This is a genomic window from Nocardioides xinjiangensis (assembly GCF_017916385.1).
Taxonomy (GTDB): Bacteria; Actinomycetota; Actinomycetes; order Propionibacteriales; family Nocardioidaceae; genus Nocardioides; species Nocardioides xinjiangensis.
Genome location: NZ_JAFMSW010000002.1, coordinates 254,349 through 277,583, shown reverse-complemented (window position 1 = coordinate 277,583; position 23,235 = coordinate 254,349). Strand labels below are relative to the sequence as shown.

Annotated in this window: 11 protein-coding genes; 6 read left to right on the top strand and 5 right to left on the bottom strand. The window is 71.7% G+C overall.

Translation table 11 applies throughout. From position 1 onward, the window contains the following. The first annotated feature begins 60 nt into the window (after positions 1 to 60). Complete coding sequence (gene polA / locus J3P32_RS16145) at positions 61 to 2,763, top strand: DNA polymerase I (protein WP_210441126.1); 2,703 nt, start codon at positions 61 to 63, stop codon at positions 2,761 to 2,763. On the opposite strand, the gene J3P32_RS16140 is transcribed toward polA, so the two are convergent. Next, complete coding sequence (locus J3P32_RS16140; protein WP_210441124.1) at positions 2,757 to 4,067, bottom strand: lipopolysaccharide biosynthesis protein; 1,311 nt, start codon at positions 4,065 to 4,067, stop codon at positions 2,757 to 2,759. The two genes, polA and J3P32_RS16140, sit on opposite strands and share 7 nt — an antisense overlap. Positions 4,068 to 4,569: 502 nt before the next feature. Here J3P32_RS16140 and J3P32_RS16135 point away from each other — a divergent pair. Both J3P32_RS16135 and J3P32_RS18595 read left to right on the top strand, forming a co-directional pair. Continuing rightward, positions 4,570 to 5,175 (top strand): hypothetical protein, encoded by a 606-nt coding sequence (locus J3P32_RS16135; protein ID WP_210441122.1) that lies wholly within the window; start codon positions 4,570 to 4,572, stop codon positions 5,173 to 5,175. Then, complete coding sequence (locus tag J3P32_RS18595; RefSeq protein ID WP_210441120.1) at positions 5,172 to 7,841, top strand: hypothetical protein; 2,670 nt, start codon at positions 5,172 to 5,174, stop codon at positions 7,839 to 7,841. Before J3P32_RS16135 ends, J3P32_RS18595 begins: the two co-directional genes overlap by 4 nt. 69 nt (positions 7,842 to 7,910) lie before the next feature. Here J3P32_RS18595 and J3P32_RS16125 read toward each other — a convergent pair whose 3' ends face one another. Next, positions 7,911 to 8,729, bottom strand: coding sequence for a class I SAM-dependent methyltransferase (locus J3P32_RS16125; RefSeq protein WP_210441118.1), 819 nt, complete (start codon positions 8,727 to 8,729; stop codon positions 7,911 to 7,913). Positions 8,730 to 8,812: 83 nt separating this feature from the next. Continuing rightward, positions 8,813 to 11,341 (bottom strand): Ig-like domain-containing protein, encoded by a 2,529-nt coding sequence (locus J3P32_RS16120; RefSeq protein WP_246851312.1) that lies wholly within the window; start codon positions 11,339 to 11,341, stop codon positions 8,813 to 8,815. Positions 11,342 to 11,570: 229 nt separating this feature from the next. Between J3P32_RS16120 and J3P32_RS16115 the strand changes: the two genes are divergently transcribed. From J3P32_RS16115 to J3P32_RS16105, 3 genes are all read left to right on the top strand, one after another. Further along, on the top strand, positions 11,571 to 12,473 hold the full coding sequence (locus J3P32_RS16115; protein ID WP_210441114.1) for a phosphotransferase family protein: 903 nt from the start codon (positions 11,571 to 11,573) through the stop codon (positions 12,471 to 12,473). A 240-nt stretch (positions 12,474 to 12,713) separates the two neighbouring features. Then, positions 12,714 to 14,210 (top strand): 30S ribosomal protein S1, encoded by a 1,497-nt coding sequence (gene rpsA, locus J3P32_RS16110; RefSeq protein WP_210441112.1) that lies wholly within the window; start codon positions 12,714 to 12,716, stop codon positions 14,208 to 14,210. 84 nt (positions 14,211 to 14,294) lie between these two features. Next, positions 14,295 to 15,137, top strand: coding sequence for a patatin-like phospholipase family protein (locus J3P32_RS16105; RefSeq protein ID WP_210441109.1), 843 nt, complete (start codon positions 14,295 to 14,297; stop codon positions 15,135 to 15,137). Positions 15,138 to 15,192: 55 nt separating this feature from the next. On the opposite strand, the gene J3P32_RS17990 is transcribed toward J3P32_RS16105, so the two are convergent. Both J3P32_RS17990 and J3P32_RS16060 read right to left on the bottom strand, forming a co-directional pair. Continuing rightward, complete coding sequence (locus J3P32_RS17990; protein ID WP_246851234.1) at positions 15,193 to 22,899, bottom strand: PKD domain-containing protein; 7,707 nt, start codon at positions 22,897 to 22,899, stop codon at positions 15,193 to 15,195. Positions 22,900 to 23,064: 165 nt separating this feature from the next. Continuing rightward, a complete protein-coding gene (locus tag J3P32_RS16060; protein WP_210441107.1) occupies positions 23,065 to 23,223 on the bottom strand; it encodes a hypothetical protein in 159 nt (52 codons plus the stop codon). Between the last annotated feature and the right edge of the window lie 12 nt (positions 23,224 to 23,235).

The following is a 23,235-nucleotide window of genomic DNA, read 5'->3' as shown; positions in this document are numbered from 1 at the left end:
CGGTCGGCAGGGCCGGGCCTGGCGGTCCTCGCTGTCGGCGTCGGCGGCTAGAGTCGGCGGGTGCCCGAGACGAGCGAGACGACGCGCCCCCGCCTCCTGCTGCTGGACGGCCACTCCCTGGCCTACCGGGCGTTCTTCGCCCTCCCGGTGGAGAACTTCGCGACGGCCTCCGGGCAGCACACCAATGCCGTCTACGGCTTCACCTCCATGCTGGTCAACGTGCTGCGCGACGAGACGCCCACCCACGTGGCGGTCGCGTTCGACAAGTCGCGCCAGACCTTCCGCCTCGAGGAGTACGGCGACTACAAGGCCAAGCGCAACAAGACGCCCGACGAGTTCGGCAGCCAGCTGCCCCTCATCCGGCGCGTGCTCGACGCGCTGCGCATCCAGCACCTGTCGATGGAGGGCTACGAGGCCGACGACATCATCGCCACGCTGGCCACGCAGGCGCTCGCCGAGGGCATGGAGGTCCTCATCATGACCGGCGACCGCGACTCCATCCAGCTGGTCACCGACGACTCCACCGTGCTCTATACGATGCGCGGCGTCAGCGAGCTCGCCCGGCTGACGCCGGCCGCGGTGCAGGAGAAGTACGGCGTCCCCCCGCACCGCTACCCCGAGCTCGCGGCGATCGTGGGGGAGACCTCCGACAACCTGCCCGGCGTGCCGGGCGTCGGCCAGGGCTACGCCGCGAAGTGGATCAACCAGTTCGACGGACTCGACAACGTCATCGCCCGCGCCGACGAGATCACCGGCAAGAAGGGCGAGGCGCTGCGTGCGCACCTCGGCGACGTCATCCGCAACCGGCGGCTCAACGCGCTCGTGCGCGACCTGACCCTCCCGGTGCGGCCCGCCGGGCTGGTCCGGCAGCCGTGGGACCGCACCGCCGGCCTGGAGCTGCTCGACGAGCTGGAGTTCCGCGGGGAGCTGCGCACCCGTCTGCTCGACACCATCGACCCCGACCCGGCCGACGCCGCGGAGGCCGAGTCCGGCTTCGAGCTCGACGGCCGTCGGCTGGCGGCGGGCGAGGCCGAGGCGTGGCTCGCGGAGCACGCGCCGGCCGGCCGGCGCGTCGGCGTCGCCGTGCAGGGCACGTGGCGTGCCGGCACCGGAGACGTGCACTCCGTCGCGGTGGCGACCCGCGACGGGCAGGCCGCCTGGATCGACGTCGCGGGGATCCGGCCGGAGGACGACGCGGCCGTCGCGGCGTGGCTGGCCGACCCCACCCGTCCCAAGGCGGTCCACGACGCCAACGGCCCCAGCCTCGCCCTGGCGGCCCGCGGGTGGGAGCTGGGCGGGCTCGAGGTCGACACCGCACTCGCGGCGTACCTCGTCCAGCCCGACCAGCGCTCCTACGACCTGGCCGACCTGACCCTGCGCTACCTCAAGCGCGAGCTGCGGCAGGACACCCCCGACACCGAGCAGCTCAGCTTCGACGCGATGGACGACACGGCCGCGAGCGACACCGCGATGCTCACCGCCCGGGCCGTCCTCGACCTCGCCGACGCCCTGGACGACGCCGTCGAGGAGCACGGCGGCACGCGTCTGCTGCGCGAGGTGGAGCTGCCGCTCATCGGCACCCTCGTGCGCATGGAGCAGGTGGGCATCGCCGTCGACGTCGACTACCTCGAGGGCCTCGAGTCCGAGTTCGGCGACCAGGTGCGGGCCGCGGCCAACGACGCCTACGACGTCATCGGCAAGGAGATCAACCTCGGCTCGCCCAAGCAGCTCCAGACGGTGCTCTTCGACGAGCTCGACATGCCGAAGACCAAGCGCACGAAGACCGGCTACACCACCGACGCCGACGCGCTGCAGGCGCTCTACGAGAAGACCGAGCACCCCTTCCTGCAGCACCTGCTGCGCCACCGCGACGTGATCCGGCTGCGGCAGACGGTCGAGGGGCTGCTCAAGACCGTCGCCTCCGACGGTCGCATCCACACGACCTACAACCAGATCATCGCCGCGACGGGGCGGCTCTCCAGCACCGACCCCAACCTCCAGAACATCCCGATCCGCACCGAGGCCGGACGCCGGATCCGTGAGGCCTTCGTCGTCGGGGAGGGCGGTGAGTCCCTGATGACCGCCGACTACAGCCAGGTGGAGATGCGGATCATGGCGCACCTCTCCGAGGACGCCCTGCTGATCGAGGCGTTCCGCTCCGGCCAGGACTTCCACTCGACCACCGCCGCCCGGGTGTTCGACGTCGAGGCGTCCGCCGTGAACCCCGAGCAGCGCGCCAAGATCAAGGCGATGAACTACGGCCTCGCCTACGGCCTGTCCGCGTTCGGGCTGTCGCAGCAGCTGCGCATCGACACGTCCGAGGCGCGGGCGCTGATGGACGAGTACTTCGAGACCTTCGGTGGCGTGCGCGACTACCTCGGCGGCATCGTCGACGAGGCGCGGCGCTCCGGCTTCACCGAGACGATCCTGGGGCGACGCCGCTACCTCCCCGACCTCACGAGCGACAACCGCCAGCGCCGCGAGACCGCCGAGCGGATGGCGCTGAACGCCCCGATCCAGGGCTCGGCGGCCGACCTCGTCAAGGTGGCGATGCTCGGGGTGGAGCGTGCCCTGGCCGAGCGGGGCCTGCGCTCGCGGATGCTGCTGCAGGTGCACGACGAGCTCATGTTCGAGGTCGCGCCCGGGGAGGCCGACGCCCTGACCGAGCTGGTGCGCGCGGAGATGGGGGGCGCCGCCGAGCTCGCGGTCCCGCTCGACGTCTCCATCGGCGTGGGCCGCAGCTGGCACGACGCGGCTCACTGAGCGGTCGGACGCTCCCGCAGCTTGACGAAGCTGATCGCGGACAGCACGAGCAGGAGCACCAGCTCGACGGCGAGCACCACACCGAGCAGTCCGGAGACGCTCGAGACCATCGTCGAGGCGACGCCGACGAGCACGACCAGCGCCACCCACACCAGGACGATCGACAGCGTCCCCTGGCGGGCCAGCACGAAGTAGACCAGCAGCTGCAGCAGCGCCATGCACGTGCCGAGGAGCGCGAAGACCCACAGCAGTCCGCTGACCTCGTCGTACTCCCGGCCGCCGGCGAAGACCAGCACGAGGTCCGGCAGCACGGCGGTGGCGAGCACGCACGCACCACCGAGGCCCCCGACCAGCGCCATGCTGCTGACCAGCGCACGGGCGGGGTTGAGGCTCGTGGACATCGACGGGAAGGCGACGACGACGAACTGGGGCAGGAACATCACCGCCCTCGACACGATGAGGCCGGCGGCGTAGAGGCCGGAGTCGTGGGAGTCGAGCACGGAGCGTCCGACGAGCATGTCGATGTTGGTGAGGGCGAAGTACGCGAAGAGCGCCTGCGAGTTGACGACCGCCTCCTTGATGACGGGCAGGAAGCCGTGCCGGTCGTGCGTGTCGCCGGACTCCCGGCCGTGGCGGAGCACCGCGAGGCCGTAGAGGAAGGGTGCGTAGTAGCCGAGCGTGACGCCGAGGAACGCCATGAACTCGGTCGGCTGCCACAGGATCAGCGCCAGGCCGACGACCAGGCGCGGCACCCCGGAGAGCACGTAGAGGATGGCCAGCTGGCGCCAGCGCCGCTCGCCCTGGAGGATCCCGGCCTGTGCGCCCGTCATCGTCATCGGCACGGCCGCGACCGCGGCGAGCAGCGCGGTCGGCAGGCTGTCGAGGCCGAGGAGGTGGTTGACGAGGGGGGCGCCGACCAGCAGCAGCCCGCCGAGCAGCAGCGAGGCGCGCATCGAGACGCGCAGGACCTCCCGCTCGATCTGTCCCACGTGCGTCGGGTCGGCGCTGATCCGGCGGGCCGCCGTGGCCTGGAGGCCCAGCTGGACGACGCTGACGATCATGACAAGGTTCATCAGCGCGAAGAACGCCCCGTAGGGGACGGGGCCGATGATGCGGGCCGCCGACATGGTGAACCCGTAGGTCGCCAGGTTCATCAGCATCATCGCGACCGCGATCTGGCCGCTGCTGCCCAGCAGCGCCGCGACAGCGGCTCGTGGTCCCCGGCCCTCGCGCGGGCTCGTGCGGTCTCCGCCGTCCCCCCGGTCGGCGACGTGGCGCGATCGGTCGCGCGCTCGGGTGGCCATGCGGCACACCCTATGGTGTCTCAGCGTGGGGCGACGGAGCGACGCTGTGGTTCGTGCGGCACCCGCGGTGTGGTCCATGGCGCTGGCCGTGCTGATGCTGGGTCCGGCGCTCGGTCGAGGCTACGTGCTGATTTACGACATGGTCGGAGCGGGCCGCCATTGCACCGTATGTGCCCTCAACTGACGCGCGCCGCGGGAGCGTGTCAAGGCGTACGCCGCCCTCATTCCTTCAGTGATCGCGGCGGCAACGGTAGGCCAGTCACCAGACGCTCAGGCATGTCACTCGCTGGCGCCAAGGCCGGGAAGCGGGCGACGCGGTCGCGGTCCTGCGCTGCCATCCGCCAGCGGGCAACGCCTTCATGCTGGCGCATCCCCAGCGCGGGGGAGTGGCGTTCGGATCGCGCCGTCGCTCACATGGGAGTACGCAAAACCCGCCGCCCACAGGCTACCGAGGGGTAGTATCCGGCGATCGCTCGGTCGGGCGGTTCGCAGGACCAAGCTCATGGGAGGAATGCTCGTCATGCGTAGAACCCTTCTCGCCGGACTGGTGCTGGTCATCGCCACGGCGTTGACAGTTGTCATCGGTGAAGCCCTCGACCTCGAAGTCGAGGCGGTGGCATTGCTCGGCGTGACCACCGGCGCCATCGTCAGCCTGGTGCCGGACCAGAGCGCGAGCCGACGCCTCGCCGCGTTCGCCCTCGGATTCATCGCCGCGTACGCCGGGTACCTGGTCCGGGCGGCAGTCACGCCGGACACCTCGGTGGGTCGAGCCGTTGCCGCCGCGCTCATCGTCCTCCTGTGTGTGGGTGTCTTCGCCATCAGCGCCGGACGACTGCCTTTCTGGGCGGCACTGCTGGGCAGCGCGAGCCTTGCCGGCGCCTACGAGTTCACCTACACCCAAGCGGCGACGAGGGTCCTGGACACGTCCGTCTCGAGCGCCACGGCGCTCCTGCTGTGCGTCGCTGTCGGCTTCCTCGTGGCAACGACGGCCGCGCCGGAACCTCGACACCGGGTGGCACACGGCGCCGGGCCGGGGGACGAGGCGCCGCCCAGTACCGATGGCAAGCGTGCCGCGACGCTCGACGACATGATGGAGACCAGCAAGTGAACAGAACCCACCAGCGCTCGGCGCTCGTTCGTCCCGTACGCATCGCGGGCACAGCCCTCACCGGCCTCGGGCTGGTCGCGCTTGCCCTCCCCTCCCCGGTGCATGCGGCCGGCTCCGAGGGTGTCGACGTCGTCAACACCGAGACTGTGCAGGTCTACATGGACGCCCAGGGCAACGTAGACTCGAGCAGGGTGTACGAGCAGCTCACCCTCACCGGCGACGGCTCCGTGGAGCTGGACAACCCGATCGAGGAGTCCGGCCTGCGCAATCTCGACGGCTTCACCGGCTTCGACGTCACGAACGGCTCCCAGAGCGTGTCCGCAGAGGTTGACGGCGTCGAGCGGTTGCGGACCGTCAGTGACTACACCGGCCAGCTGCCGTTGGAGGTCACGGTCGACTACCTCCTCGACGGGGAGCCAGTGGAGCCCGGCGACATCGTCGGCGCCAGCGGCGAGCTCGAGGTCCTTTACACCGTCCAGAACGTGACCGGAGCCGAGCAGACGGTGTCGTTCCCCGATGGGGCCGGCGGTTTCGTGACGGAGACCGTGGACGTCCCCATCCCGATCGTGGGCTCGCTGAGCACCGTGGCCCCCCCGAGCTTCACCAACGTCCAGTCCCAGCAGGCCAATATCGCCGGCGACGGCAAGGGCGGGACCAAGCTCAGCTTCACCATGACCCTGTTCCCGCCCATCGGCTCGGACACGGTGGAGTTCGGCTACACCGCGACCATCAGCGACGGGGTCGTGCCCGGCGCATCGGTCTCTGCCCTGCCGGTGAACCCCCTGCAGAGCCCGTCCTTCAAGACCGCGGGCGAGAGCTACAAGTCGGGGTCGGCGACGGGTTTGCAGCTCGCCATGGGCGCCGGCACGATCGACGAGAACCTGTTGAAGCTCCGGGACGGTGCGTCGCGGCTGCTCGGAGGACTCATGCAGCTCAGCGCCGGCGCCGACGAGCTGAACGCTGGGCTCGCTGGGGAGGCCGCGCCGGGTGCGCAGCTCCTGGCGGACGGAAGTGCTGAACTCAGGAGCGGGCTCGGCAGCCTCGGGGACGGGGCTGGGCGCCTGCGCGCCGGTGCTGGTGACCTCGCGGCGGGGGCGTCGAAGCTCGACGCGGGCGCCGGTGAGCTGTCCAGAGGCGCGAAGAAGGTCGACGGGGGCGCGGACAAGCTGGCCGCCGGTGCCGGCAAGCTCGACAAGGGTGCGGGCAAGCTGTCCGAGGGAGCCGCGACCCTCGCCGAGGGGACCGGCACCGCACTCACCGGCAGCGAGTCCCTCGAGCAGGGACTCAAGCTCATCAGCGGAGGGCTGGGACAGCTGGCCGGGGTGGAGGGCTTGCCGAAGGCGCTCGAAGGCGCCAAGGCCCTCAAGGCCGGTGTCGACGAGATCCTGGTGAACGTCGGCACGACCGATCAACCCGCCACCCTCCTCGGTGGCCTCCAGCAGCTCGAGGCCGGACTCGGGCGCGCGCAGGAAGGGTCCGTGCAGCTCGTCGGGGGCCTGCGGCAGCTCCGTGGTGACGGGTCCCAGGCCAATCCCGGTCTCGTCGGCGCCAAGGGAGGCGTGGATCAGGTGCAGTCCGGGCTCGAGGACGCGGTCAAGCCCGGCGGCAGCCTGGACACCCTCATCGCAGGGCTGAACGCGGTGAAGGCGACCGATTGCGGTCCCATCTGCAGGAGCATCATCGACGGCCAGATCCTTCCCGGCGTCCAGAGCAGCAAGACGAAGCTGACCGAGGCGAACGAGGGTCTGAAGCTGGTCTCGGGCGGGCTCGGCGCGGCCATCGGAGGGCTGGACTCGCAGCTGATCCCAGGCATGCAGCAGCTCAACCAGGGCATCACGGACGCCAAGACGGGCGCCACCACCTTGAAGGACGGTGCCGGGCGGCTTCGTGCGGGGCTCCTGCAGGTGCAGGGCGGCCTGGCGACGCTGCAGGTCGGCCTGACCTCGGCCGTCGCCGGCGTGACCCAGCTCTACTCGGGTGCTGGCACCGCCTACGAGGGATCGAGCGACCTCGCCGACGGCTTGCTGCGGATCGACACGGGCGCCGACGCCCTGTCCGACGGCGCAGGCGACCTGGCCAGCGGCACCGGGAAGCTGTCGGCAGGGGCGGACACGCTGGCCGCGGGCACGGACGAGCTGGCAGGCGGCGCCGGGAAGCTCTCGGCGGGTACCGGCGAGCTGGGTGCCGGCGCCAAGAAGCTCGCGGCCGGAACGGTGGAGCTCGAGGACGGCGCTGTGCGCGCGAGCGAGGGCTCCTCGCAGATCGCAGATGGCGCCTCGGACCTCGCCGAAGGCCTGGGGGACGCCGCCGACGGCTCAGGCAGGCTCGCCGAAGGCTTGGACGAGGCTGCCGAGGGCGCACCTCAGCTCGTCGACGGCGCCCAGCGGCTCTCGGACGAGGGCATGTCGATGCTGGTGGGAGCGGGCAGGGACACGGCTCAGGACTACGGCAAGCTCTACGCGATCATGGAGGCAGGCGCGACCCGCGCGGACGTCCAGAACATGGCGTATGGCGCCCCCGAGGGTGCACAGGGCCTGACCGCGTACTCCTACGAGCTCGTCGGGGACGACGGCGAGAGCGGGCGCAACCTCATGCGCGGCGTCGCCGCGCTCGGGCTGCTCGGCGCTGCGCTCGGAGCGTTGGGGCTGCGTCGACGGCTCGCTTGACCGACGAGCCACCGGAGGACGGCGTCGCCCTACGGGGCGGCGCCGTCCTCTGCGTCCGCTCGTGCGCAGTCAGCCCGCCAAGTGCGCCACGAAGATCGCGGTGCCCGGTGTCAGCAGCCCACGCGCCCGTGACCAGCCGCCCCACACCCGCTGGTTGTCCTCGGGCCACTCCGGCTCCACGAGGTCGACGAGGGTGAACCGGTGCCCGGCCAACAGCCGCACCCAGTCACCCAGCGTGCGGTGGTGCTCGACGTAGGAGACCACTCCGGTCGCGTCGTCGACCTCCACGTAGGGGGTGCGGTCCCAGTAGGACTGGGTCGCGGTCAGGCCGGCCTCGCCGGGGTCGTCGGGGAACATCCACCGCGTCGGGTGGGTGACCGAGAACGCGAAGCGCCCGCCCGGGCGCAGGACCCTGGCCACCTCGGTGAGGGCGGCATCGATGTCGCTGACGAACTGCAGTGCGCCGAAGGAGCAGAAGACGATGTCGAAGCTGGCGTCGGAGAACGGGAGGTCCGTGGCGGTGCCCCGCACCGACGGGACACGCACGCCCGTCTCCTGGTCGAGCCGCCGGGAGTGCTGGAGCTGGCGGTGGGAGAGGTCGAGGCCGAACCCTCGTCCGCCGCGGGTGCGCACCCAGCGCGAACACTGGCCGGCGCCGCTGCCGACCTCGAGGACGTCACGACCGGCGACGTCGCCGAGCACGCCCAGCTCGTCCTCGGTGTGCCCCTCCGGCCCCCAGACGAACCCCGCGTCGCCGAGGAAGGCGCCGTGCGTGGCCTGGTACTCGTCGGCGTACCGGTCCCAGTCCGGGCCGTTGGCCCGTCGTGACTCCTGCTCCGAGACGGCCCTGCGCTCGACGCGGACCGACTGCGGCTGGTGATCGTCCACGTCCCGGAGCGTAGTGCCCGGACGGCGAAGGACCGGGGTCCCGGGCAGTCACCTGCCCGGGACCCCGGTCCCGGTCGTGTCGCTCAGCCGATGCCGTAGGTCTCGGCGCCGTTGGCCAGCCGGCCGCTGCGGATCCGCGGGTCACGCGGTCCCGAGCGCCAGTCGGCCGGGTTGGACCTCGCCCGAACCTCCGCGCCGTCGCGGACGCCGCCACGGTCGGTGTCGCACTTGGTGGGGTCGGTCTTGTCCTTGCCCCACCGCTTGTTGGCCTTGCCGGTCATCTCGATCTTGTCCTGCAGGCCGTCGCGGTCGGTGTCCTTCCTGGCGGGGTTGGAACGGGTCATGCCGATCACGAAGGTCTTCTTCCTGGTCTTCACCTTCTGCTTGATCTTGTAGCCCCGCACCTCCTTGCCGTCGGACAGGCCGTCCTTGTCGGTGTCCTTGCGCAGCGGGTTCGTCCGCACGACGATCGAGTTGCGGGCCTTCGTCCCGCACACCTCGAAGCGCTCGCGGATCCGGACCCCGGCGACCTCGCGACCGTCGGTGATCCCGTCACCGTCGGTGTCCCGGTCGTTCGGGTCGGTGCCGTGGACGTTGACCTCCGCCCCGTCGGTGAGCCCGTCGTCGTCGGAGTCGGCGTCGAGCGGGTCGGTGTGGGTCGTGTTGACCTCCTGGCCGTCACTGAGCCCGTCGTTGTCGGTGTCGGGGTCGTTCGGGTCGGTGCCGATCGTGACCTCCTGCTGGTCCGGCAGCCCGTCGCCGTCGGTGTCACCGGGGCCGGCCACGACGGTGAACGTCACCGAGTCGGCCGGACCGGTGTTGCCGCTGGGGTCGGTCTGCGTGGCCGTGACGGTGTGCGGACCGAGCGGGAGCGTGACCGTCGAGGAGCACGACCAGGTGCCGTCGGCGCGCACCACGGCGGTGCACAGCACGGTCGTGCCCTCGCTGACCGTGACCGTGGCGCCGGACTCACCGGTGCCGGTGATCAGCGGCGTCGGGTCCTGGACCGTCGCGCCCTGGGTCGGCGAGGTGATGTCGGGGGCCGCCGGCGGCGAGGTGTCGCCGGTGCTCGGCACGATCGTGACGGTCGTGGTGTCGGTCGCGGTGTTGCCGGCCGCGTCCTCGGCGGTGGCCGTCAGGGTGTTCGCCCCCGGCAGCAGCGGCAGTGCCGGCGTGCACGACCAGGTGCCGTCCTGCGCGACCGTGGTGGTGCAGACCGTGGCACCGCCCTGCGTGACCTCGATCGAGGCGCCGGGCTCGCCGCTCCCGCTGATGGTGGGAGTCGGGTCCGTCGTCGTGGATCCGTCGGCCGGCAGCAGCACGTCGACGGAGGTCGAGGTGTCCACCGTGAACGTCGTGGTGGTCGCCGGGGACTCGTTCCCGGCTTCGTCCTCGGCGGTCGCGGTGTACGGGTTGGTGCCGTCGGGGAGCGGCTGGCCGGGCGTGCAGCTCCAGGCGCCGGTGGCGTCGGCGACGTCGGAGCAGACCTCGGCGCCGCCGGGGCCGGTGACGACCACCGTGGACCCGGGCTCAGCGGTGCCGGAGAACTCCGGCGTCGAGTCGTTCGTGGTGGAGCCGTCGGCCGGCGTCACGATCACCGGGGCGGCCGGTGCCTGGTCGTCGACGGCGCCGCACTCGACACCGCCCTCGGGAGCGACGGCCTCGACGGCCATCGGCGCGATGTCGAGGCTGACGTCGGCGGCGTCGAGGAGCCCGACGTCGAGCACCTGCAGGTCGATGGACAGCAGGGCGCTCGCCCGCGCCGCGCCTGTCGCGCCCGCGGACAGGTCCTCGGCCGGGTACGCCGTGATGGAGAGGTTGACCAGCGGGTCGAGCAGCACGGGCAGGTCGATCGGCTGCGGCTGGCCGTTGGTCGGGATCGGGATCCGCTGGTCGCCGACCGTCGCGACGACCGTCGGCGGGTTCAGGTAGCCGGCGCTGCCGTTCGTGCCGTCGGACTCCGCCTGGAGGACGACCGGGCTGGTGACGTCGACGGTCACCGCGTCGCCGAGCAGGCTGATGTCGCCGACGGTGGTGGTCGCGCGGGAGACCACGTCGGACCCACCCGCGCCCGCGTCGTCGAGGAAGGTCCGGGTGCGCGTCTCCGACGCCTCCACGTCGGCGAGCGTTCCGATCCCCGGCAGGGACGCGAGCGTGAGGCCGGCGAGCTGGGTGCGCGCGTCGGACAGCACGCGGTGCCCGTCGGCGTTCGCCGGGACACAGGCGTTCGGACCCTCCCAGGCCGCCTGCGTGTCGCCCTGGACCGCGCCGACGGTGACCGCCGGTGCCAGGGGGACCGCCAGCAGCGTCTCTGCGGCCGGGTCCTGGCTCGGCGGGGCCGTGGCGGTCTGCTCGTCCAGGGTGAGGCCGGTGTCGGCGAGCGACCCGCCGACGTTGGCCGAGGTGGCGGTGCTGCTGCCGCCGGTGGCGGTGCTGGCGACGGTGCTCAGGCTGTGCCCGACCTGGACCCCCGCCAGGTCGAGTCCGAGCAGGTCGACGTCGAGGTCGACGATGTCGCCGTGGGCGGTCGCCGAGTACGGCGCCGGAAGTGGCGCCGCCGAGGCGGGCGCCTGGGTCAGGGCCAGGACCGACGCCGGCAGCGCGACGGCCATCGCCACCGCCGCTGCCTTCCTCGGCCGGCCAGCTGACCGGTGTGTTCGTGGATGCATCTCTACCCCCTGGTGATGTGGATGCTGCGTGACCCACGAGAATCCCACGCAACCGTTACGGCTGATCTAACCCGAACAACGACACGGCCACGCACAAGTGACACAAATCGCTACCCGTTGGGGTGAAAACGTTCGTCGAAGGTTGCGCCGGCGGACATGCCACGATCGACTCGTGACCTCCCCGGACGCCTCCCTGACCGTGCTGCCCGGCGGCCACTCCGGTCGCACGTTCCTCGGCGAGGCGGCCGGCGACCGGGTCGTCGTACGGCTCTACCCGCCCGACGACCGGCGCGGTCCGGAGGCGCCCGAGGTGGACGCCGCGGTGCTGCGCCTGGTCCGGGGGCTGGTGCCGGTGCCGGAGGTGGTCGAGGTGCGCCGCGCGCACCCCGGCACCGGGCAGCCGGGGCTCCTCGTCACGTCGTGGCTGCCGGGGGAGCGCGGCGACCTCGCCGTCGCCCGGCTCACCGCCGCCGGCGACGCGGACGGACTCCGCCGACTCGGCCGGGCGACCGGCACGCTCGCCGCCACCCTGGCGGGGATGCCGATGCTCCGGCGCGGCCCGTTCGCGGACGCCGAGCTCTCCGTGGGCCGGTTCCCCGACGGCGGTCTCGTGGACTGGGTGCGGGAGCGGCTGCCGACCTGGCCCGAGGCGGAGCGTCGCGGGCTCGTCGAGGTGGCGCGTGTGGCCCAGGAGCGCCTGGATGCGGTCGACCGAGCCTGCCTCGTGCACAGCGACCTCAACCCCAAGAACCTGCTCGTCGACCCGGCGTCGCTCGCGGTGACGGCGGTCCTCGACTGGGAGTTCGCCCACGCCGGGCACCCGTGGACCGATGTCGGCAACCTGCTGCGCTTCGAGCGCCACGAGGCGTACGTCGAGGCGGTGCTGGGCGCCTGGAGCGGCCTCCGCGGTGGTGAGCCCGCCGCGCTGCTGGACGGCGCACGCGCCGCCGACCTGTGGGCCCTGGTGGACCTCGCGGCTCGCGCCGGCGAGAACCCGGTCGCCGACCGCGCCGCGCGACTCCTCCGGGCCGTCGCCCGGACCGGCGACCTCCACGCCTGGCCGGTCGGCGGCTGAGCGTGGGACGACGGCGCGGCGAGCGTGCCCCGAGCGTGCGCCGCCGGTTGGACGCGGGCGTCCGGGGACGCGTAGGCTAGCGAGCTGCGCCAGTCGTCTGCCCGGCTCCCATACCGAGCGGACCCGGGCTCGCCGGGCCCCCGTCAGTGACCAGTCCACGACCGGTCACGGGGAGGGCCAGTGAAACGGACGGCTGCGTGCGTCCGCACGACTCCACCCATCCAAGGAATTCACTTCCACATGACGAGCACGCTCTCCTCTCTTCCGGCCCACTACGACGTGGCTGGCGACGCCCCGCAGGTGGCCGTCAACGACATCGGGTCCGAAGAGGACTTCCTCGCCGCTATCGACGAGACCATCAAGTACTTCAACGACGGCGACATCGTCGACGGCACCATCGTCAAGGTGGACCGCGACGAGGTCCTCCTCGACATCGGCTACAAGACCGAGGGCGTCATCCCCTCGCGCGAGCTGTCGATCAAGCACGACGTCGACCCCAACGAGGTCGTCACCGTGGGCGACAAGGTCGAGGCCCTGGTCCTCCAGAAGGAGGACAAGGAAGGCCGTCTGATCCTGTCCAAGAAGCGTGCTCAGTACGAGCGTGCCTGGGGCACCATCGAGCAGGTCAAGGAGGAGGACGGCGTCGTCGAGGGCACCGTCATCGAGGTCGTCAAGGGCGGCCTGATCCTCGACATCGGCCTGCGCGGCTTCCTCCCGGCATCGCTGGTGGAGATGCGTCGCGTCCGCGACCTGCAGCCCTACGTCGGCCAGACCCTCGAGGCCAAGATCATCGAGCTCGACAAGAACCGCAACAACGTGGTCCTGTCGCGCCGCGCCTGGCTCGAGCAGACGCAGTCCGAGGTCCGCCACGGCTTCCTCACCCAGCTGCAGAAGGGCCAGATCCGCAAGGGTGTCGTGTCCTCGATCGTCAACTTCGGTGCGTTCGTGGACCTCGGTGGCGTCGACGGCCTCGTTCACGTCTCGGAGCTCTCCTGGAAGCACATCGACCACCCGTCCGAGGTCGTCGCCGTGGGCGACGAGGTCACCGTCGAGGTCCTCGACGTCGACATGGACCGCGAGCGTGTCTCCCTGTCGCTGAAGGCGACCCAGGAGGACCCGTGGCAGCACTTCGCCCGCACCCACCAGATCGGTCAGATCGTCCCGGGCAAGGTCACCAAGCTGGTGCCCTTCGGTTCGTTCGTCCGCGTCGAGGAGGGCATCGAGGGCCTGGTGCACATCTCCGAGCTCGCCGAGCGCCACGTCGAGATCCCCGAGCAGGTCGTCCAGGTCAACGACGACGTCATGGTCAAGATCATCGACATCGACCTCGAGCGTCGCCGGATCTCGCTGTCGCTCAAGCAGGCCAACGAGACCGCCACGGCCGCCGACGTGGAGGAGTTCGACCCGACCCTCTACGGCATGACCGCGACCTACGACGAGCAGGGCAACTACGTCTACCCCGAGGGCTTCGACCCCGAGACGGGCGAGTGGCTCGAGGGCTACGACGAGCAGCGCGCCACCTGGGAGGAGCAGTACGCCAAGGCGCACGCCCGCTGGGAGGCGCACGTCAAGCAGCAGGAGGAGGCCAAGCAGGCCGAGGTCGAGGCCGGCGAGGCCACGTCCTACTCCTCCGGCGGCGACACCGCGGCCGAGACCGGTGGCGACACCGGCGGCTCGCTGGCGTCCGACGAGGCGCTGCAGGCGCTCCGCGAGAAGCTGACCGGCGGCTCCAACTGATCCGCTGAACCACCTCGCACGAAGGCCCGCCGGGATCCCCGGCGGGCCTTCGTCGTGTCAGGGTGCGTCCGCTAGAACTGGCGCATGACAGCAAGCGGCACCTCGGCCCTCGTCCTCGGCGGCGGTGGGATCACCGGCATCGCGTGGGAGCTGGGCATCCTCCACGGCCTCGCACAGGCAGGCGTCGACCTGACCGGGGCCGACATCGTGGTCGGCACCTCGGCCGGATCGGTCGTCGGCGCCCAGGTCACCAACGGCCAACCGCTCGAGGAGCTGTACGCCACCCAGCTCGAGCCCGCGGACGCCGAGCTCGGTGGCCGGATGTCCCGGATCGCGGCGCTCAAGCTGGTGCCGCCTTACGCCCTGCCCGGGAGCGGGCGGGCGAAGCTCGCCCGGGTGGGGCGCGTGGCCGTGGCGTCGCACGCCCCCGGCAGCGCCGACCGCGAGGGCGTCATCCGCTCGCGCCTGCCGGTGCGCGACTGGCCCGATCGCGACCTCCGGGTGACCGCGGTGGACACCGCCAGCGGCGAGTTCACCGTGTTCACCCCCGCGTCCGGCGTCGACCTCGTCGCGGCAGTGGCCGCGAGCTGCGCGGTGCCGACCGTGTGGCCGCCCGTCGAGATCGCCGGCCGGACCTACATGGACGGCGGGATGCGCTCGACGGCCAACGTCGACGTCGCGCGCGGGGCAGAGCGAGTGGTGGTGCTGGCCCCGCTGCCGCGCGCGATCAGCAAGAAGGCCTCGATCCGCGCGCAGCTCGAACGGGTGGCCCCGCGCGCCTGGTCGGTGGTGACCCCGGACGCCGAGGCGCTGGCGGCGTTCGGGCGCAACCTCCTGGACCCGTCCAAGCGCGCGGTCGCAGCCGAGGCGGGCCTGCGCCAGTCGGCCGACCTGGTCGACCAGGTGCGAGGCGTCTGGGAGGCGTAGGGCCGCGACGCCCCGCACCCGCCGGACCTCCGGCGGGTGCGGGGCCGCGCTCGGATCAGCGCAGGACGCGGACCCACCAGCGGACGGTGCGGGAGTTGCCCGCCTCGTCACGCACCGTCACCAGGACGCGGTGCCTGCCGGGGGCGAGCGCCTTCGACGTCGCGACCAGCATGCCCCTCCGGCTCACCCGCACTCTGGCGGCGGCCCGGCCGTCGAAGCGCACCTTCACGTCGCCGGACCGCAGGCTGTCGTAGCGGTCGCTGATGCGCACGCGCACCGTGGGCGTACGGTCCCGCGTCGGCTCCGTGCCCGACACCAGGCGTGCCTTCGGCTTGCCGCGGTCGACGGTCCACGTGCGCACGGCCGGGCTGGCGTCGGTGTTGCCGGCCCTGTCCGTCGCGCGGACCCTCAGCTCGTGCTCGCCCTGCGCCAGCTTGGTGAAGGTCGCCGGCGAGGCGCAGGCCGTCCAGGCCTTCCCGTCCAGGCTGCACTCGAACGTGCTGCCCGGCTCGGACGAGGCGAAGGTGAACGTCGCCGCCGGTCCGCGCGCCGCGCCCGTCGGACCGCCGGTGACGGTCGTGTCCGGGGGAGTGGTGTCACCCGTTCCCGGCGTCGGCGGGGTGGTCGGGTCGGTCGGGTCGTCGCCGGTGACGACGATCTCGACCGAGGAGGTGACCTCGTCGGTGCCGTCCTGGCTGCCCACGGTCACCGTTGCCCGGTAGGTCCCGGGCTCGGTGTAGGTGTGGGTCGGGCTGGGGCCCTCGGCGGTCGTGCCGTCGCCGAGGTCCCAGGCGTACGTCAGCCCGGCGGTGCTGGGCGCCAGGTCGACGCACGCGATCCGCTGCGAGCCGTCGTCGGGGTCGTGGACCACGATCGACCTCGCCTTGGCGCCGGCACGCTGCGTGCTGGTCACCACGACCTCTCCGCTGGCACCGTCGGCGTCCGCGGTGAACATCGGCCAGATCTCGTTCTCCTCCGAGTAGGGCAGGGTCTCGTCGAAGCGGAAGTGCGGCCCGCCGTTCGCGTCGCCGCAGGCCCGCTCGTGCACGTGCACCATGTGCGCGGCGTTCGGCTTGACGCCCGTGACGTCGATCGTGGTCACCGTGGTCCCTCGGGACCGGACCATGGAGGCCGTGCCGGCGGCGTCGGGGTAGGCGTGGAGGCCGTGGGCGAACGCCGAGAACGTGCCCTCGGTCACGACCGTGGTGTCGAGCTGCACCTCGAGCGGGGCCTCGCCGGTGGCCGGCGTGGCCGTGGCCTCGATCTCCGGCAGGGACTCCACGTCGATCTGCACCGTGGCCGAGCCGGTGTTGCCGTCCTCGTCCGTCGCGGTCAGCTTCGCCTGGTAGGTGCCCGGCTCGGTGTAGGTGTGCGACGCGAGCGGCTTCGGCCCGGCCTGCGAGGACGTGCCGTCACCGAAGTCCCACTGGTAGGTGATGGCTCCGCCCTGGTCGTCCTCCGCCGTCCCGCTGAAGCCCACCACGAGCGGGGCCCGGCCGCTGGTCGGGGTCGCCGTGGCCCTGACACGTGGCGCCTCACCGGTGACGGTGATCTCGAACTCCTCCTCGTACGTCCCGCCCTCGCCGTCGCTGACGGTCACGGTCGCGGTGTACGAGCCGGGGTCGGCGTACGTGACGTGCGCGTGGGCGGCCGTCGACTGGTCGGACGGACCGTCACCCTGCCCGAAGTCCCACAGGTAGGTCAGGTCGTCGCCGTCCGGGTCGGTGGCGTTCGCCTCGAAGTGGACGTACAGCGGCGCGGAGCCCTGGCGCGGGTCGACGAACGGGTCGGCCGTGGGCGGCTGGTTGTCCGCCGCCGGCTCCTCGACGATGACGGTGCCGCGCATGGTGGCGCCGTGGATGCTGCACCAGTACTCGTAGGTCCCCGGCTTGGTGAAGGTGTAGCGCACCGGCTCGCCGCCCGGGTTGCGGTACTCCTGCAGCTCGGGCTGCCACGCGGTGCCGGAGTTGAGCGAGGTCAGGTCGTGGCCCATCGTGGCCTGGTCGAACTGCCACTCCACGGTGTCGCCGACCTCGACGGTGACGGTCGACGTGCCCGTGTCGGCGGAGCGCCAGTAGTTGCCTCGCGCCTCGTCCACCGCGTCGACGACCCAGGTGCGGGTCTCGGCCGGCTCCTCGACCACGATCTCGACGGTGTCCTCGGCGGTCTGGCCGTCGGGGTCGGTGACCGTCACGGTCGCGGTGTAGGTGCCCGGCTCGGTGTAGGTCCAGGACGCGTCCGCGGTGGCGGCGGTGTCGTCCTGCGTGCCGTCCACCCCGAAGTCCCAGGCGTGCTCCAGCTCGCCGCCCTCGGGGTCGGTGCCCTCGCTGCTGAAGGCGACCGTGAGCGGGGCGGTGCCCGAGGTCGGCTCCGCGGACGCGGAGACGGTCGGGGCCTCGCCCTGCTGCTGGCCGGACCAGCGGAAGAAGTCGAAGTGCGCGACCGGGTTGCCCGGGGCCCCGCCCTTCAGCGCCATCACGCCCACGCGGGGGTTGGTGATGCCGGCGAGCGTGCGGGGGTCGCCCACCTGCACGAACTGCTGGCCGTCGGTGGAGTACGAGCCACGCAGCTCGGTGCCGTCCGAGGTGAACCGCAGCCAGAACGTGGTGGGGAAGTCGTCGGGCAGGAAGGGCCCGTCGAAGCTGCCGCCGCCGGTGTTCCAGTTGCCGGAGAACTGGAAGTCGTTGTTGCTCGGGCTGGAGGACTTGAGGAACTCGATCCACTCGTTGTCGTCGCCCTTGTCGACGAACGTGAGCTTGGCGAACCCGGAGCCGCCGCTGCCGGCGACCACGAGACCGGCCTGCTGGCCCGCCTCCGTCGGGTCCCACGTGAGCTTCGCCGTCGCCGTCCACGCGCCGTCCGGGGCGTCCTGGGTGATGACGTTGCTGGTGTCGTTGTACTCACCCGGGCGGGCCGTCAGGTGCAGCGCGCCGCCGGAGACGTCGTACGCCGTCTCGTCGGGACGGCGCACCGTCCAGTGGCAGTTGTCGAGGAGCTCGGTGTCGTCGAACTCGTCGGAGCGCTGCGGCTGCTCGCACGGCGGGGGCGGGCCCTCGGCGCGGACACCGGAGACCGCGAAGACGTGCAGCTTCGGGTTGACCGGGAGGGTCAGGGTGTCGGGCTGCTTGCCCGCCTCCAGGGCGACCCGCTGGGTGAAGATCATGACCCGTGGCGAGGTGTCGCCGCCGCCGTTGTGGCGGTACGGCATGTCGATCGCGATCTCCTCGCCGAACTTCGGCGTGACGGCCCAGTCGGTGAAGCGCAGGGGCACCTGCGCGGTCGTCCCGTCGTTGTAGGTCAGCGTGCCCTGCTCCTGCACGTCGCCGTTGTGGGCGGTGGCGAGGATGCTGAGCTCGTCGTAGGTGCCGGTGGGCAGCGAGATGACCTGGCCGTCGGCCTCGACGTTGTTCAGCTGGCCGTCGGCCGGGCTGCCGAAGTCGTAGTCCACGCCGTTGAGGCGCACCGGCCCACCGTCCGGGTGCACCGCCGGCGGGAGGAGCTCGGCGGCGAAGGACCAGCCACCGCCGTCGAAGTTGCCGTCACCGGGGTTGGCGTCGGTCGAGATGCCATCGTTGTTGAACAGCTCCGACAGGTCGGCCACCGGCCGGCACTCGCCGTCGGCGAGCACCTCGATGCGCACCGGGCTGGTGCCCGTGTTGCCGTCGGGGTCGGTCGCGGTGACGGTCGCGGTGTACTCGCCGGCCTCGGTGTAGGTCCACGTCGGCGACTTCTCGGTCGAGGTGTCGTCGTCCGTGCCCTCGACGCCGAAGTCCCACCTCCAGGTGACGGCCTGGTCCTGCGGGTCGGTCGCGGAGGCGTCGAACTCGACCTCGAGCGGCAGCACGCCGCAGCGCGGGGTCGCCGTCGCGGTGGCCACCGGATCGACCAGGACGGTGATCTCCTCGGTCTCCCGGGTCGCACCTCGGTTGCCCTCGGCGTCCACGGGGGTCACGCGGGCGGTGAAGGTGCCGCCGTCGCTGTAGGTGTGCGAGACCTCCGCGCCGCCCGTCACCGGGTCGGACCCGTCGCCGAAGTCCCACTCGTAGGTGATGGCGTCGTCCTGCCGGTCGATGCCCGTTGCGGTGAAGTCCACGGTGAGCGGCGCCCCGCCGCGCAGGGGGTCGGCCGTGAGGGTGTTGACGAACGGCTCCTGGACCTCGAGCTCCTTGACCTGGATGTTGCGGAAGCTCACCTCGTCGGCGTCGCCGTGGTTCTGCAGGCCGATGTAGCCGCCGGTGCCGCGCGAGCCGTCGGAGGTGTACTGGTTCACGACCTGCCCGTTGAGGGTCATCGTGTAGGTCTGACCGCTCACCCGGATCTCGTAGTCGTTCCACTCCCCGAGCGGCCGGGCGTTGCGCCTGTCCTCCCGGTCGAAGTTGTAGACCGAGCCCGTCTTCTGCGGCTCGTCGCCCGGCTGACCCTCCTTGATCTGGATCTCGTGGCCGTGGTCGACCGCCACCCAGGGGTCGTCACCCGGGTCGGGGAACCGCGTGAACACGCCGGAGTTGTCGCCGTCGTCCGACAGCTTGAACTGCAGCTTGACCACGTAGTCGTCGAAGGTGCGCTCGGAGTACCAGAGCAGGCCGAGACCGCCGGAGCTGGTCAGGGCACAGTTCTCGACGGTGAAGCCGCCGGGGCCCGCCTGCTTCCAGGCGGACAGGTCGGTGCCGTCGAAGAGCAGCTCGTAGCCCTCGTCGGGCGTCGGCGGGGCGGCGCAGGGCTGGCGGACGATCACCTCGACCGCCTTGCTCGTGGTCTTGCCCGTCTCGTCCTCGACCGTGACGGTCGCGGTGTACGTCCCGGGCTCGGGGTAGGTCCACGACGCCGTGGCAGTCGTGGCCGTGTCGTCCTCGGTGCCTTCGACCCCGAAGTCCCACGCATAGGTGATGTCGTCGCCGTCGGGGTCGCTCGCCTCCACGGCGAAGTCGACGTCGAGCGGCGCCAGGCCGTCGCCCGGGGTCGCGGTGGCGGACGTGATGACGGGGGAGGTGTTGCCCGCCACGCCCTGTCCCTCGACGCTGAGCTCGTCGAAGTTGATCTCCCCGCCGCCCGAGTAGACGAAGAAGAGCGGGCGGCCGCCGGCGTCGGCGTCCCGTGCGGTGATGGGGGCGCTGACCGTCTTGTAGAAGTACTGGCCCTGCGTGCCGCCGTCGAGCGGCACGGTCGCCACGACCGGTCCGTCGGCGGCGCCTGCCCGCAGCTGCACGGCTGCGCCGGCCTGGGGTCCGCCCGAGTAGCGGACGGAGACGTCGGTCATGTTGACCAGGCTCATCGGGTCGAACATGACCCAGTCGCCGTTGCCCATGCCCGTGATCAGGCCGCCGCCGCCGGGGCGGGTGCCGGACTTGTCGTCGTAGCCGGTGTAGCCCACGCCCTGGCGGTTGGTCGCGTGCTCGGCCTGGCGGAGCTTGGGCTGGAGGATGACGGTGTCGCTGCCCGAGAGGGGCGCGTTGGCGCCGTCGTTCGCGCCGCCGTCGCGGTAGGTGGCGATCAGCACGCCGTAGGTGTTGGCGTCCGGTCCGTGGTCGGCGGAGGCGGCGGTGCGGATCGTGCCCGTGCAGCCGTTGACCGACAGGTTGGGGTGCACGTGGATGTCGTGGCCCAGACCCTCCTGGACGACGACCTCGGAGCAGTCGACGGTCTCCTCGGCGTCCTGGACGTCGACGACGAACGGGATGTCGTCGCCCGAGGCGTAGAAGCCGCCGTCGGCGGGCAGCTCGATCCGCACCCGGGGCGCGGTGTTGCCGACGTTGACCACGACCTGCGCGGTCGCGGTCTTGCCGGTCGAGTCGGTCACCGTGAGCAGCACGGTGTAGTCGCCGGCGGTCTCGTAGGTGTACGACGGGTTGGCCGCGGTGGAGTCGGTGTCGCCGTCACCGTCGAGGTCCCAGGCGTAGGTCACGGCGTCGCCGTCGGGGTCGCTCGTGCCGGCGCTGGTGAACTCCACCGACAGCGGGGCGTCGCCCTCCGTCACGTCGGCGCCGGCCCGGGCGACCGGGGCGGAGCCGTTGATGGCGTAGTCGATGCGGACGAGCTTGGTCTGCGGCGAGCCGGAGAAGAACCCGGTGCCGTACTCGAGGACGTACATCGAGCCGTCGGGACCGAACTCGAGGTCGCCGGGCGCGACGAAGCCGCTCATGAAGTCGTTGACCGCCACGATGTTGCCGGCGGCGTCCATGCGGACTTCCTTGATCCAGCCGCGGCTCATCTCCGACATGAAGTAGGAGCCCTCGTAGTGCGCCGGGAACGCGGTCTCCTTGGCGGCGGTGTTCTGCGACTGCCGGTAGACCTGGCCGCCGGTCGGGGTCGAGCCCTGGACGGCGGGGTACTTGTACGGGCCCACGTCGGAGTACGGGATCCACGCGTCGGTCATCGGCGGCAGCGTCCGCAGGCCGGTGCTGTTGGGCGAGTCGTTGACGTCGGCCATCTCGTCGGGGTCGTTGCACGGGAAGCGCTTCGGCGAGCCGTCGGGGTTGGTGCGGTAGCGGTTGGCGACGAAGTCCCAGTCGACGTAGGCACCGCCGAAGTCCATGTTGGTCAGGTCGTCGCCGACCTCGCCGCCGCAGTAGGGCCAGCCGCCGTTCATGGCGACGTCGGTGCGGTTGAACTCCTCGAAGTGGCGGGGGCCGCGGTTGGGGCTGTTGACGCGCGAGTCCGGGCCGACCTCACCCCAGTAGACGACGTCGGTGTCGGCGTCGACGCCGAGGCGGTAGGGGTTGCGCAGTCCCATCGCGAAGATCTCGGGCCGGGTCCTGGCGGGGTCGGCGTCGGGGTGGAGGGCGGTCGGGTAGGCGCCGCCCTCGCCGAACAGGTTGCCCTCGGGGATGTCGTAGGAGATGCCGTCGCCGGGGGTGGGGTCGACGTCGCCGGCGTCGTCGTTGCGCGGGATGACGCGCAGGATCTTGCCGCGCAGGTCGTTGGTGTTGGCCGAGGACTTCTGGGCGTCGTAGTCGGAGCGCCCGGGGCGCTCGTCGTGGGGGGAGTAGCCGTCGTTGTCGGAGGAGGAGGTGTTGTCGCCCGTGGCGAGGTGCAGGACTCCGCCGTCGCCGAACTGCAGCGACCCGGCGGAGTGGCAGCAGACGTTGCGCTGGGTGCCGACCTCGAGGACGACCTTCTCCGAGGACTTGTCGATGGACGTCTCGCCGTTGGCGCTGGTCTCGACGGTCAGGCGGGAGAGCCGGTTGGCGTTGTGCGAGGCGGGAAGCGGTGCGTAGTAGACGTAGATCCAGTTGTTGGTCGCGAACTCCGGGTCCAGCGTGATGCCCAGCCCGCCGTCCTCGAGGCCGCTCCACACGCCGAGGCTCGGGTTGTTCATGATGATCTCGATGCTCCCGTCGGTGGGGTCGTACATCGAGATGTCGCCGGCGCGGGTGATGAAGAAGACCCGGCCGTCCGGGGCGACGGTCAGCTCCATCACCTCGCCGAGCCCGGTGCCCTGCCCCAGGACGACCTTCTGGAACTTCGAGAGGTCGGGCGCGTCCGCGGCGGCGCTGCCGGCCGAGTCCCTGGCGGACGTGCCAGCAGTCGTGCCCGTGGTCCTGCCCGTGGACTCGCCCGTGGTCGTGCTCGTGCCCGTGGTCGTGGTCGTGCCGGTGGTCGTGCCGGCGGGGTCGTTGGCAGCACCGGCGGCGGAGCCGGAGGCGGGTCGTGGCACCGGGTCGGGCACCGCGGCCGCGACCGGCACGGTGAGGCCGAGCGCCAGCGCGAGGCCGGTGAGCGCGGAGAGCAGGGAGACGGGGAGCAGGCGTGACCGCTGGTGCATGGAGAGGGCCTTCCACAAGCCGAGTTCGAGTGGGGCACCACAGGCGTGCGGTCCTGTGACGGCGATCACGCTAGGCCCGACTTTTGCCTCAGGTCAAGCAAAAGTCGTCGGGTGCACGCCAGAACGGCGCCCGCGAGCAGTGGGCCGCGCCGCCCTGCCGTCGGGTCACGTGCGCGGGACCAGGTGCAGCCGGTCCTCGACGGGACCGAGGTCGTCACGGAGGTGGATGACGGAGGAGGGGCCGGCGAACCGGTCGTGACGGGCGTACCCGACCAGCACCGCGATGCCCGCGGCGAGGACGAGGAGGAGCAGGATGGTGGTCATGGCAGCAATCAT